The organism is Streptomyces toyocaensis (genome assembly GCF_000725125.1).
Classification (GTDB): domain Bacteria; phylum Actinomycetota; class Actinomycetes; order Streptomycetales; family Streptomycetaceae; genus Streptomyces; species Streptomyces toyocaensis.
Genome location: NZ_JFCB01000061.1, coordinates 1 through 13,397 on the forward strand (window position 1 = coordinate 1; position 13,397 = coordinate 13,397).

9 protein-coding genes and 4 pseudogenes are annotated in these 13,397 nt (G+C 69.2%); 11 read left to right on the forward strand and 2 right to left on the reverse strand.

What is annotated here, in order from left to right; genetic code table 11:
* Positions 1-128: 128 nt before the first annotated feature.
* The 9 genes and pseudogenes from BU52_RS32320 (at position 129) to BU52_RS32355 (ending at position 10,270) form a co-directional block, all read left to right on the forward strand.
* A complete protein-coding gene (locus BU52_RS32320) occupies positions 129-704 on the forward strand; it encodes a hypothetical protein (RefSeq protein WP_235216483.1) in 576 nt (191 codons plus the stop codon).
* A 43-nt stretch (positions 705-747) separates the two neighbouring features.
* Entirely contained in the window at positions 748-3,393 is a 2,646-nt protein-coding gene (locus tag BU52_RS32325) for a DEAD/DEAH box helicase (RefSeq protein ID WP_078903572.1), read from the forward strand.
* Between the two features lie 115 nt (positions 3,394-3,508).
* Positions 3,509-4,216: a TnsA-like heteromeric transposase endonuclease subunit gene (locus BU52_RS32330; protein ID WP_235216484.1), complete on the forward strand. Its 708-nt coding sequence runs from the start codon at positions 3,509-3,511 to the stop codon at positions 4,214-4,216.
* 203 nt (positions 4,217-4,419) lie between these two features.
* The gene (locus BU52_RS32335) at positions 4,420-6,297 is read left to right on the forward strand and encodes a Mu transposase C-terminal domain-containing protein (RefSeq protein ID WP_235216485.1); all 1,878 of its coding nucleotides are present in this window, start codon (positions 4,420-4,422) and stop codon (positions 6,295-6,297) included.
* Between the two features lie 465 nt (positions 6,298-6,762).
* Complete coding sequence (locus BU52_RS32340; protein ID WP_037941365.1) at positions 6,763-7,773, forward strand: DUF6192 family protein; 1,011 nt, start codon at positions 6,763-6,765, stop codon at positions 7,771-7,773.
* Positions 7,774-7,776: 3 nt separating this feature from the next.
* Entirely contained in the window at positions 7,777-8,190 is a 414-nt protein-coding gene (locus tag BU52_RS36710; RefSeq protein WP_107061328.1) for a hypothetical protein, read from the forward strand.
* A 36-nt stretch (positions 8,191-8,226) separates the two neighbouring features.
* A pseudogene (locus BU52_RS36715) lies at positions 8,227-8,832 on the forward strand (IS5 family transposase); the annotation flags it as partial.
* 45 nt (positions 8,833-8,877) lie between these two features.
* Positions 8,878-9,458: pseudogene (locus BU52_RS36720) on the forward strand (transposase family protein); the annotation flags it as partial.
* A gap of 365 nt (positions 9,459-9,823) precedes the next feature.
* On the forward strand, positions 9,824-10,270 hold the full coding sequence (locus BU52_RS32355; protein WP_051858769.1) for a hypothetical protein: 447 nt from the start codon (positions 9,824-9,826) through the stop codon (positions 10,268-10,270).
* A gap of 41 nt (positions 10,271-10,311) precedes the next feature.
* On the opposite strand, the gene BU52_RS32360 is transcribed toward BU52_RS32355, so the two are convergent.
* Positions 10,312-11,478 (reverse strand): IS30 family transposase, encoded by a 1,167-nt coding sequence (locus BU52_RS32360; RefSeq protein WP_078903575.1) that lies wholly within the window; start codon positions 11,476-11,478, stop codon positions 10,312-10,314.
* A 488-nt stretch (positions 11,479-11,966) separates the two neighbouring features.
* On the opposite strand from BU52_RS32360, the pseudogene BU52_RS34480 reads away from it, so the two are divergent.
* A pseudogene (locus BU52_RS34480) lies at positions 11,967-12,181 on the forward strand (transposase); the annotation flags it as partial.
* A 43-nt stretch (positions 12,182-12,224) separates the two neighbouring features.
* Positions 12,225-12,452 (forward strand): annotated as a pseudogene (locus tag BU52_RS32365) (integrase core domain-containing protein); the annotation flags it as partial.
* A 118-nt stretch (positions 12,453-12,570) separates the two neighbouring features.
* Here the strand turns inward: BU52_RS32365 and BU52_RS32370 are convergent.
* On the reverse strand, positions 12,571-13,397 hold an 827-nt coding region (locus BU52_RS32370), incomplete at its 5' end, for a LysR family transcriptional regulator (protein ID WP_037941360.1).

The following is a 13,397-nucleotide window of genomic DNA, read 5'->3' on the forward strand; positions in this document are numbered from 1 at the left end:
TGGCGCGGGCCGGGCTGGCTGCGAGAGTAGGGGGTTGCTCGTTCGTGCCGGGTGCCGGTGTACATGCTGCATCAGATTGATACAGCATGTAGTGTTGGCGGAAACACGGGACACCCTCCAACCACCTGATGCGGGACCAGATGCCCGCGCTTCCGAAAAAGGGAAAACGCATGTGGAGTGCTCAGGATGTGGCGCGGGATCAGGTCCGGCGTCAGGCGAATGGCCTGGACGTCGCCGCCGTTGCGGAAAAGGTCGCGAAGGCCGCTGTCCGTGAGCGGGAAACCGCGGATCAGTTGAGGGGCAACGGTTCCTTCTACGAGTTCGAGATGGACCGGGAGCGGTTGGCTGTCATCTGGCTGGCCAAACACGCTGAGTGGCAGCGTGTCAGGGACTTGATGGCTATAGCCGGTTGGAGCGTGTACGAGCCGGAACGGGACGCTCAAGGCTCGGGGTGGGCTCGCGAGCGTGAGGAACGGCTTGCTGGTGCGCTTGCGGCACAGGCCGCCTTCGGGGAACGGCAGGGAGAGGAAGCCGATGAGCTGCGGGCGGAGGTCCGGCTGTCCGCCGCGTCCAGTCGGCTGGTCCGGGTGGTGGCCGGCCGGACGGGGCTGCGGCCCTCTGAGGTCCTGGCCCAGCTTGCCGAGCGGATCGTGGTGGGCGAGGACGGTACGGTGTCCGTGCCGCCCTTCACGCCGTCCCTGTGACTTCCGAAGCGAGCGGAAAAGAAGGCAGGGGAGGAGCGTGGGAATGCTGGGTATTCAGCTTCGGGAACACCAGGTAGCCCAGAAAGCGGCTTTCCGTCGGTGGGTGGAATTCCCTGCAAGATCATCCGTGCCGTCGGAGGGGGCGCGGGGCACGATCGTGTCCGCGACCGGGTCGGGCAAGACGATCACGGCGGCCGCGTGCGCGCTGGAGTGCTTCCCGGGCGGGCGGGTCCTGGTGACCGTGCCGACCCTGGACCTGCTCGTGCAGACCGCCCAGGCGTGGCGGCTGGTGGGCCACCGCGCGCCGATGGTGGCGGTGTGCTCGCTGGAGAAGGACGAGGTCCTGGAGCGGCTCGGGGTGCGCACCACCACCAACGCGATCCAGCTCGCCCTGTGGGCCGGGAGCGGGCCCGTCGTCGTGTTCGCCACGTACGCCTCTCTCGTGGACCGCGAGGACCCAGAGGACCCCTTGGGCCAGGAGAAGGTGCGCGGACCGCTGGAGGCCGCCCTGGCGGGCGGGGAGCGGCTCTACGGACAGCAAATGAGCGGCTTCGACCTCGCCATCGTGGACGAAGCCCACTCAACCGCAGGCGATCTCGGGCGGCCGTGGGCGGCGATCCACGACAACGCCCGCATCCCGGCCGACTTCCGGCTGTACCTCACCGCGACCCCGCGCATCCTCGCCTCGCCCCGCCCGCAGAAGGGCACCGGCAGCCAGGAGCTGGAGATCGCCTCGATGGGCCAGGACTCCCAGACCTACGGGCCGTGGCTGGCCGAACTCGGACTCTCGGAGGCCATCGAGCGGGGCATCCTCGCCGGATTCGAGATCGACGTCCTCGAGATCCGCGACCCCTCCCCCGTCCCCGGGGAGTCCGAAGAGGCCCGGCGCGGCCGGCGCCTGGCCCTGCTGCAGACCGCACTCCTGGAGCACGCGGCCGCGGACAACCTGCGTACGGTCATGACCTTCCACCAGAAGGTGGAAGAGGCGATGGCGTTCGCGGAGAACATGCCGGAGACGGCAGCCGAGCTGTACGTCAACGACGCCACCGGCGACGACCTCGCGGCCGCGGACAAGCTGCCGAAGTCGTCGATCGACGCAGAGTTCTACGAGCTGGAGGCCGGCCGCCACGTCCCGCCGGACCGCGTGTGGTCGGCGTGGCTGTGCGGCGACCACCTCGTCTCCGAACGACGCGAAGTACTGCGCCAGTTCGCGAACGGGATCGATGCCGCGGGCCGGCGGGTACACCGGGCGTTCCTGGCGAGTTGTCGTGTGCTCGGGGAGGGCGTGGACATCACCGGTGAACGGGGCGTGGAGGCCGTGTGCTTCGCCGACACCCGCGGCTCCCAGGTCGAGATCGTGCAGAACATCGGCCGGGCCCTGCGGCCCAACCGGGACGGCAGCACCAAGGTGGCGCGGATCATCGTGCCGGTGTTCCTGGAGCCGGGCGAGGACCCGACCGACATGGTCGCCAGTGCCTCGTTCCGCCCCCTGGTAGCGGTCCTCCAAGGACTCCGCAGTCATGACGAACGACTCGTCGAGCAACTCGCCACCCGCGCCCTCACCAGCGGAAAGCGCAAGGTCCACATCCGGCGTGACGAAGACGGCCAGATCGTCGGGGCCAGCGGCGAGGGCGACGGCGAGGACCAGGACGACACGCAGGCCGCCGCCGAAGCGGCCCTGCTGCACTTCTCCAGCCCGCGCGACGCCGCGACCATCGCGGCTTTCCTCCGTACGCGGGTGTACCGGCCGGAGTCCCTGGTGTGGCTGGAGGGCTACCAGGCGCTGATCCGGTGGCGGGCGGAGAACGAGATCACCGGCCTCTACGCCGTTCCCTATGACGTCGAGGTCGAGGTCGGGGTGACGAAGGACTTTCCGCTGGGCAGGTGGGTGCACCAGCAGAGAAAGGCGCTGCGGGCCGGTGAGCTGGAGGAGCGGCGCAAGGAGCTGCTCGACTTGCCGGAGGCCGGGATGGTGTGGGAGCCGGGTGAGGAGGCGTGGGAGGCCAAGCTCGCCGCGTTGCGGTCGTACCGGCGGGCCACCGGGCACCTCGCGCCGCGGCAGGACGCCGTGTGGGGCGAGGGCGAGGCGATGGTCCCGGTCGGTCAGCACACGGCCAACCTGCGCCGGAAGGGCGGCCTGGGGAAGGACCCGGAGCGGGCGGCGGAGCGCGCGAAGCAGCTGGCCGCGGTCGACCCGGACTGGGACTGCCCCTGGCCGCTGGACTGGCAACGCCACTACCGCGTCCTCGCCGACCTCGCCGCCGATGAACCCGACGGCCACCTGCCCGACATCGCGCCCGGCGTACTCATGGACGGCGACGACATCGGACGGTGGCTCCAGCAGCAACGTCGCAGCTGGACGGAACTCTCCGAAGAGCAACAGCAGCGGCTGGCAGCACTGGGCGTGAAACCCGCCGAGCGGCCCGCCCCGGTCACGGCGGCCAAGGGCGCCAGGAAGACATCAGCCTTCCAGCGCGGCATGACAGCCCTTACCCAGTACATCCAGCGGGAAGGCAGAACCGTCGTTGGAAGGGCGCACATCGAGGTGCTGCCGGACGGTTCGGCGATCAAGCTGGGTGTATTTCTGAGTAACCAGAAGGCCAGGCGTGACCGGCTGGATGCGAGACAGCGGGCCGCCCTCGCCGAGCTGGGCTACACCTGGGCTGCAGAAGAGTCCAGGCGCAGCTGACGTTCGCCGATGGGCCGCGCATGCCCATTACCGGATGGGCCGATAAGCCGTTTGGTTCTGTATGCAGGATGCTGGGTGGGACGGGGCGAGGACACGGCGGCTCGAAGTCGAGTCAGTGGATGTGCTGTTCCGAGCTGCGGGCGGAGCGACGGAGTGTTCGAGGTGGTCGTCGGCCGCCGCCGAGGTGGTCTTCGAAAGCTGTCCGCCGCTGACGCCGTTCCCGGCCCGCAAAGGCAAGCGGCTGGCACCGGGATGGTGGTGGTCGGCCACCACCGGACGGCTGGTGCACTACGGGTCCGCAGCGATGCGACTGCACGTGATGCTCCTCGACCGCGACCCGCGCGTCACTGGCCTGGCCGCCCGGCCGCTTGAACTGCGGTGGCACGTGCCGAGCGGGGTGCGGGCGCATGCTCCTCAGCTGATGCTCCGGCTGGCCGATGGCCAGGGAGTGTTCGCCGACTGCACAGGGAGAGGAGAGCTGTCTTGGCATCAGCGGTCTCTTGCTGCGGTGGTCGGAGAGATCTGTACAGCGGCGGGCTGGCGGTACTGGGTGCTCGGGCCTGTCGACCCGATCTACCGGCGCAATGTGACCTGGCTGGCCGGATACCGGCACCCGCGTCACCACGGTGGTCAGTTGCTGGCTGGCGCGCTGCAGGAGGCGTTCGCCGAGCCCGCGCCGTTGTGGGAGGGCGTACGCAGGATCGGGGATCCGCTGGTGGTGCTTCCCGCGCTGTTCCATGCCCTGTGGGCGGGACGGCTGGCGGCGGACCTGGGGGCGCCGATGCATGAGCGGATGTCGGTGTGGGCGCAGGCGTCGGAGTGAGGGCGGCCAGCGGGATGCCGGGCGGGCCGGTGGTGGAGCTGGGGTGTCAGGTCTGGTTCGGGGGGCGTACCTGGAGGGTGGCGGCCCTTGCTGACGGTCAGGTGCGGCTGGTCGCCGAGGATGGTGCGGTAGCGGCGGTTCTGCTGTCGCTGCTGTTCGCCGATGCGGGGTGCGAAATCTTGGATGCGCCGGGAGTGCCCAGGGTGCCGCCGCTGGGCTTGCTGGAGTCATTACCCGAGGCGGTGCGGGAACGGGCGCTTGTCTGGGAGCGGCATGTGCGGGAGGTGGAGACGGGGTGGCCGGGCGGGTTCGGTGCGGTAGCCCCTGCGCGGGCGGAGTACGACCCGCAGGCGCGGACGCTGGCGCAGCGCGAGGAGGCGAAGGCGGCGGAGCTGTCGGCGGCCGGCATGCCCACCAGCGTGGTGACGGTGCGGCGGATGCGGGCCTGCTACCACCGTGAGGGGGTGTGGGGGCTGGTGGACCACCGGGCCACCCGGCCGCGGGCGGCGCTGGGGCGTGCGGACGAGCGGGTGGTGGCCGCCCTACGGGAAGTGCTGGAGGCGGGGCGGGAGCGCTCCAGCGGGACGCTGGGGCGGCTGCGGGTGTACACCGAGCGGCTGCTGGACGAGCAGTACGGGGACGGGGTGGTGCCGCTGCCCTCGAGTGCGACGTTCAACCGGCTCGTGCACGCCATCGCCGACGGACGTGGGCTGCTGGGCAGTGCGCGGCAGCGCCGCTGGCGCTCAGCCCGGCCGGCTCCCCCGTTCGTCCCGACGACGGTGATGGCGCCGGGTGAGCTGGTGATGATGGACAGCACCGTGCTGGACGCCTTCGTGGTGCTCGATGACGGGGTGGTGGAGCGTCCGGAGCTGACCATCGCGCTGGATGTGGCCACCCGCACCATCTGCGCGGCCGTGCTGCGTGCGAAAGGGACCCGCAGCGTGGACGCGGCGCAGCTGCTGGCGCAGATGACGGTCCCGGCGCCGATGCGGCCCGGCTGGGCCGAGGCGCTGGCGATGGAACACTCGGTGGTGCCCTACGAGCGGCTGATGAGCGTGGATGCCCGGCTGGAAGGCGCCGCGGCGCGGCCGGTGATCACCCCGCAGACCATCGTGGTCGACCAGGGCAATGTGTTCGTCTCGTCCTCGTTCGTCGCCGCCTGCGAGTCGCTGGGGATTTCCGTGCAGCCCACACCGCCGGGAAACGGGCCGGCCAAGGGGCACGTGGAGCGCACCTTCTCCTCGATCAACACGCTGTTCGTGCAGCATGTGGCCGCCTACACGGGATCGCACACCGGCGAGCGCGGGAAGGACGCCGCGGGCGAGGCGGTGTGGACACTGACCCAGCTGGCCGAGATGTTCCAGGAGTGGATCATCTGCGGGTGGCAGGAGCGCGAGCACGACGGACTGCGGCACCCGATGATGCCCCGCCGCGCCCTGTCACCGAACGAGATGTGGGCGACGCTGGTCGCCGTGTGCGGATACGTCCCGGTGCCGCTGGGACGCGAGGACTACATCGAGCTGATGCCCGTCAAGCGGCAGAAGATCAACGACTACGGCATCCGCATCGACTACCGCACCTACGACCACAAGGTCCTCAACCCCTACCGCGGCGAGCGCTCCCCGGCGGCGGACGGCCTGTGGGAGATCCACTACAACCCGCACGCGCCCGGCCAGGTCTGGGTACGCCTGCCGAAGTTTGACCAGCCCCGCGGATATGGGTGGGAGGCGGTGCCGTGGATCCACCACTCCCTGGTCAGCGCCCCATTCACCGACTTCACCTGGCAGCACATCAAGCGCACCGTCGCCCGCCGCGCAGACCGCGCACAGCACGGACACGACCTGGCGCTCGCCCTGCGCGAGTTGCTGGACACGGCACCCGCCTGGAGAAGATCGTCGCCGCCCGCTCCCGCACCGCCGCAACCGATGGTGCGATGTGGGGGATCCTGTACGGCCAGCAGCCGGAGGCGGAAGCCGATGAGTAGGTGTTTTCGATCCCTGGCAATGAGGTGCGTGCGCCTGGATGATCTGAGTTGTGGGGGTTGGCGGGACGGCTCGGCGGTACTGTCGGGAGTGCGGTGATCCGCTGCCGCAGGCGATGGCGGCGGAGGCGGTGTTCTGCTCGGGTCGGTGCAGGTCACGGCAGTGGCGGAGGCTTCAGCGGACCCGGCAGCGGGTGGCCGCGCTGCAGCGGGGTGAGCAGGCGAAGTGCCCGGTTTGCGGGCGATCGTGGACGGTGGGGGTGGAGCGGTCGAGGGCGGCGGTGTACTGCTCGAACCGTTGCCGCGTGCGGGCCTGCCGCCAGCGGCGGGCGTCGCGGAACGGCGTTACAGAAACGCCATAGCCGAACGCCTCTCGGACACCTCGAACACCCCATGCCTTGCAAAGCAGTTGAGAGTGAAGTCCGTGCGCTTCGAGCGCCCCTGGCTCACGCCCTGCCCCGGCGTATCGTGCGCGCGTCACGGTGGACGGTGACCGGGGCCGGCGCCCCTTTGACCGGTCACGTCGTGGTGGCTGGGTCGGACCCGGGCGAGGACGGTGGTCATCATGGCCGACGTGACCGACCGGATCGGGAACGTCAACCGGCAGCGTTACGAACAGCTCGTCACCCAGGCCAAGGAACTGATCGCGCAGATCGCCCGCTCGCAATTCGCTCTGGATGACATGGCGTTGGAGATCGAGCCGATGAGGTCGGTGGGCGGTTCGATGCCGAACGGCACGGACGACCTGTTCACCGTGACGGAGTCGTTGCAGATGTTCGCGGACGACATCGGCGTCGAACGCCGGACGGTGGAGGACTGGCGTTACACCGCCAACCGCTGGCCCGAGGGGCGCCGCAAGGAGGGCGTGTCGTTCACGGTTCACCGCATCCTCGCGTCGGTCGCGGACGAGGAAGAGCGGTGGGCGGCGATCGAGGACGCGCCGTTCAACCCACGCACTGGGGCTCGGCAGTGGACACCGGACGGCGCGAAACGGGTCGTCGGCCAGCGAGTCGACCGGCCGGTCACGGTGGATGAGAAGGTCCAGGCCGTGGCCGACCTGACTCGGGACGACGAGGTCGCCGCTCAGGTCGCCACCGACCTGCTGAAGCGGCCGGCGGTGAGCGAGCACGTCACTCCCGCTGAAAGGGTCCGGGTCGTCACGGAGCTGACCAGGGACGACACCGTCGCCCAGCAGGTGACCACTGACCTGCTGCGCCGCCCGACCGTTGCCCGGACGGCTATGCGGGATGACACCACCCGGATGCTCGTCAACCGCGCTCAGTTCGACAACTCCACCGAGACCCGGGACCGGATCCGGGAACGCACCCCGGCCGTCCGCGCTATTGAGCACACCATCGAGTACCTCGACCTGGTCGGCTCCTGCCACGGCTTCGTGGCCACCCTCGGCCGCCTGGTCCCGCAGTTGCGCGGGCAGGAGTTCACCGAGGACGAGCGCGAGACCGTGCGCCGACAGATCGGCAGGGTCCGCGCGGCGGCAGACTGGCTCGAAGGCGCGCTCGACAACGGCGAGTTCACCCTGGACGAGCAGCTGGTCCAGCTGCTCAAAGGCGAGTAGGCCATGCCTCGACGCCGGGAGGCCCGGCCGCTGGCCGAGTACTACGGCGACCTGGTCCGTGTCGCCTTGATGGAAGCACGCCCCGCCGGCCTGCACACCTACCAGCTGATGGCCGCCTCCCGCCTGACCCGCTCGCAGGCCGGCCGCGGCATTCGGCACGTCCGCGACGTCGTCGCCGCTGAGAATCTGACGCCGATCACATGGACCCGCCGGGACGGGTTCATGTTCTCCGACGACCCTGCGGACTGGATCGAGTACGACAAGCGGCAGTTCCGGCAGATCCTCGGCCGTCTCACCCGGGTGATCACGGGCACGCTCGATCCGCACCTGGCCCGCTACCCCGACGACGAATGGGTCCAGCTCGCCACCGCCCAGCTCACCGGCGTCCGCGCCACCCTGGCCCAGCTCTCCAAATAGCCCCCCGTCCACCACCGATCTCCTGCCGAGCCCGCCATGTCCGCTGCCGCCCGTCGCCGCCGCTACCCGTCCGACACCTCCGTCGCCGAATGGGCCCTCTTGGAACCCCTGCTGCCCGTCCCGGCCTGCCAGACCAAGACCGGCGGCCACCCCGAGAAGTGGCCTCGGCGGGAGATCGTCGACGGCATCCGCTACATCGTCGACAACGGCGCGAAGTGGAGGGCCCTGCCTGCGGATTTCCCTCCGTGGGAGACGGTTTACGGGTTCTTCTGGAGGTGGAACCGGGCCGGGGTCGTCACCTACATCCGTGACCAGCTCCGCCGCCGGATTCGTACCGGCAAGGGCCGCTGCCCGCATCCGGCGACGCTGATCGTGGACTCCCAGTCGGTCAAGGGCGCCTCGACCGTCGGCAAGGACAGCCGCGGCTACGACGCCGCGAAGAAAATCAACGGCCGCAAGCAACATATCACCGTGGACACGCTCGGGCTGCCCGTGATGATCACGGTGACGCCCGCCGATATCCAGGACCGCGACGCCGCCCGCGATGTGTTCTGGCGGCTGCGTCTCACCCAGCCGCAGATCACCCAGGTCTGGGCCGACCGCGGCTACGCCGGTGACCTCGTGGACTGGGCCCGCGACCGTGGTCGAGAGACGGGCTCCAGTGCGAGCAGCGGACCGAGCCGCTGGATCATGCGGCAGCTCGGGCCGCTGTTCGGGATCTCGTCCTCGACGGTGTGCCGGGTCCGGGCGGCACCGGTCTCCTCTACGTCCGCAACAAGGTGCTGTCCCGAGGCGATGCGGCCGACCGGTTGTGGATCGTGGACGGCACCCTCATCCCGGTCCGCGACCGGAAGGTCGGCTCCTCGTCACGCAACTACCGGTTCTCGGCGAACGTGCAGGTCATCGGGGACGCCGACACCCGCCTGGTGATCGCGGCGGCCCGACCGGTGCCGGGCACCACCGCGGACGCGCATGCCTGGCGTGCCTCCGGCCTGGCCGGGCACTGCCAGGGCGTGACCGTCCTGGCGGACGGCGCCTACCTCAACTGCGGCATGGTCACCCCGCACCGCAAACGCCCCCGACGCGAGCTGCTGCCGGGCGAGGCGGATGACAACGCCGCGCACCGCAAGGTCCGTGCCAGGGTGGAGCATGTGATCGGCCGGATGAAGAACTACAAGATCCTCCGCGACTGCCGGCAACACGGCGACGGCCTCCACCACGCCGTCCAGGCCGTTGCCCACATGCACAACCTCGCCCTCGCATCATGACCAGAGAACTGCCTCCACTCGCCCTGACCTGCCCAAACACAGTCTTGTGCAACACCCTTTAGGAGATCGGACACGGATGACCACAGTTGTCGACCTGTCGCGCTCAGGCCTAACCGCCCACAACACCGTCGGTGACAACCAGCCTGCTGAACCGAAGGACGGAAGTTGTCACCAGGGGAGCCAGAGAAGAGCCGACACAGGCTCATTCGGCAGCCCTTCTGTCACCAGAAGCGAAGATCGACAGCCTCTGGCTCCCCGCAACGATTCCTTGCGGCGTCACTTCACCACAACCGCGTCCTGCTCCCGTGCGTCCTACTACTGAGCGCCGGCAGAAGTCGGCTACCCCGGGGGATCGGGACCGAGTCATGCAGAAGTACGCGATTATCCAGCACATCACGCGGTTCTTCTGGCCCCCGCGTGATGCAAGACGACAGCCGCCCACGGTCGCCCGGCAACTGGCGGGGCTCTGGCTGTTCGCGCTTGCCTTCGAGGCCGGCCTCACCGCGCTCGGCTGGGACGACGATTTCGGCATGGCACTGCTGCTCCTCTTTTATGGCGACATCATCGACGGGGTACGGCACCGCTGGCCGGCCGCACTGGCCGCGGTAGCAGTCCTGTGGAGTGCCAGCCGGCTCACAAGCTCCGTCCTGCCCGGCTCCCCCGACAATGCCTGGGTGCAGAGCGTTGCCTCCGCTGTCGGTGTCACGCTCGGGCTGGCAGTGAGCGCCGCGATCACACGGCTTCCGGAGCGCCGACTACATCGGCCCGCTGAGGGACACGACTCCGGGTTCGGCGGTCAAGATTCTCGGTAGGAGAGGGCCGCCGACCTCGGTGACAACAAACCTGGGCGAGCTCAAGGGGTCAGCGCATCACCGCTGTTCAGAAGGTCAGCGTAGACCTCCGCCGGAGTGCGGTAGCCGTGAGTCTTGCGCGGACGGTGATTGAGCTCGTGGGCGATGGCGTCCAGGTCGGCCTGGCTGAACGTGCGGAGGTCCGCCCCTTTGGGGAGGTACTGCCGAAGCAGCCGGTTGGTGTTCTCATTGGTGCCGCGCTGCCACGGGCTACGCGGCTTGCAGAGATAGATCGGCATCCGTGTGTCGGTGGTGATGGCCTGGTGCTCGGCGATCTCCCGGCCTCGGTCCCACGTAAGCGTCCGCCGCAGTTGCGGCGGAATACCAAGAAGGCTCCGCGTGAGGTGCGGGGTGACTTGCTCGGCCTTGATGCCATCTGGCAGCGCCACGATGGTTGTGTAGCGGCTGGTGCGCTCGACGAGCGTGGCGACCGCCGAGGGCCGGGTGCCCATCACGAGGTCGCCCTCCCAATGGCCAGGGACCTTGCGGTCCTCGACCTCGGCGGGGCGGTCGGTGATGGACACCATGCCGCGGATGATGCCCCGCCCTGTGGGCCGGCGGGCGAGCTTCGGGCGACGCATGGGCCTGCCGGACCGCAGCCGCTGCGTGAGGCCTCGGTCGATGGCCTGGCGTCGGCGGGGGTCGTAGAGCGAGAGGTAGATCGCTTCGTGCGAGATCTGCATCGAGGTGTCACCAGGGAACTGCCGTCGCAGCCACCCAGCGATCTGTTCGGGTGACCAGCACAGAGCCAGCTTGGCCTCCACCAGTGCGCGAAGTGCAGGTCGATGGGCGAGCTTGGCCTGCTTGGGGCGGCGCCCGCGTTCGTAGGCGGCCGTATCGGCCGAGGCGGCTCGATACCGGTCCCGGCCGCCATTGCGGGCGATCTCGCGGGAGACGGTCGAGGGCGATCGGTTCAGTCGCTTGGCCAGTTGCCGGGGCGATTCCCCGGCGGCGAGGCCGCGGGATATCTCCTCGCGCTCGCTGCCGCTCAGATGCCGCTCCGCTCGCTGCTGCGGGGCGAGACGGACGCCGCCGCTTTGGCAGAGGAAGCGGCGGGCGCTCTGCATCGGTGCCCCGAGCGCCCGCCCGATCAAGCTGAACGATTGCCCCTCGCGCCAGCGTCTCCAGATCTCATCCTGCTGTGCCGGCGAAAACCCGTAGTCACGCACCTGTACCTCCACGATCACATGATCATCTGCGGGTGGTGCGTTGATCACTTGAGGGTGCCTGCCTTTGTGACACCTATCGCGCTTCAGCTCATCAAGGACGGCATGGACACCGACCGCACCAGTGGGCCCCCAACGCACCCGGGCCTTCCCCCGGAACCCTGGACACGGGCTGCGGCTTGGGCAGCGTAGTTGATGTTGCGCCCAGTGCTGTCTCGTAGATGATCGGGCTGCGTTGCCCGAGGCGGGAGTAACGGCGTCAGGTGTTGTAGCAGTTGAGCCAGCGGAACGCGTCGAGGCGAGCCTCGCGCTCGCTGGACCTGGTCTTGCAGCCCTCTCACCTACGCGCGGCCGGGCGACACCGTGCACATCTCCGAGATGTTCCGCCTCGTGCGCGGCAATCAGCACATCCTCGAAGTCCTACACCGCGCCCAGCTCGCCCTGCGCATCCACGACGGCGCGTTCTCCGCCATGGACCTCACGGCCCGCCACCCGCGCACCGGCCCACGAACGAGAACACGAATGGGCTGCTGCATCAGTACTTTCCGAAGGACACCGACCTGTCCCGGTGGTCCGCCGAGGACCTCGAAGCCGTCGCCCTGGCGATCAATAACCAACCCCGCTCCTCGGCTGGAAGACCCCGGCCGAGGTCTTCGAGGAGCAGCTACGCTCACTACCGCAGTCCGGTGTTGTAACGACCGGTTGAACTTGCCCAGTACACCTCCCGTCAATTCGTGTTTTTCTAAGCAGAGGTGGGCGTCAGGCGGTCGATAGGCGCAGTCGGCACGAGCGCAGACAACGCACTCGCCGAGTCGTTCAACGCCGCCCTCAAACGTGAGACGCTCCGTGGTGCCCGCCGCTTCGACGGGGTCCGCGCCTGCCGCCTGGTGGTCTTCCGCTGGACCACGCGCTACAACACCCGCCGGCCGCACTCGGCGAACGCACAGCGGGCACCGATCGTCTACGAGCAGCAGTAAGCTACCCTGACACTTGCCGCATAACGACACGAACAGGTGTCCACTCCTCGGGGGCAAGCCCCGGGCTGACGACGCAGATGCACCCCGCCTGCGATGGAACGCCGGCCGCTCGGCTGAGTCAGTTCGTCGGGACGATCATGCTCCCTGCGACACGGACCAATGATGCAACCGCCAGGGAGCGACTGCTTGGCGGCCATGCGATCACCGTGGTTACTCTCGGCGCGTCGACGACGGGCACCGCCACGTGTTCGGGCCACTGCCAGGCACGGCTGGAGGCGGGAATGACCAGCAGCGTTCTGCCGAGGGCTACGAGCTGAGCGAGCTGCGACTGGGTGTGCACCTCGGGTCCGGGCCCGTCCGGGTAGGTCCCGTCGAGGCGCGGCCACCGAGCAATCGGCAGGTCTGGCACGTTGTGGAGGTCCGCCATCCAGAGCTGGTCGCATGACGCAAGCGGATGCCCCGCGGGAAGGATCGCGACCTGGCCTTCGACGCAGAGGTCTTCGGTGTCGAACCCGGCGAGGTCGTCGAACGGGCGATGCATGAGTGCCACGTCGGCGTGCCCGTCGCGGAGCAGCCGTGCCTGCTCGCCGACCTCGCACAGGAGGACCTCAAGCGGTGCTGCACAGGGTTCGCTCGCAAGCGCGTCGAGGAGCCGTCGCAGCAGTTCGTGGGACGCCCCGGCCTTCGTCGCGAGGACCAGCGACCGCTCCGGATTCCCGGCACGCTGCGTCCGACGCGCAGCGGCCGCGACCGCGTCGAGGGTCGTTCTGGCCTCCCGAAGCAGCACACTGCCCGCATCGGTGAGCGCCACGCCACGGCGGTCCCGGTCAAGGAGCTGAACGCCGAGCCGCCACTCCAGTCGGCGGATCGCGCGTGAGAGCGGCGGTTGCGCAATCCCGAGCCGGCTAGCGGCGCGTCCGAAGTGCAGTTCCTCGGCGACGGCGA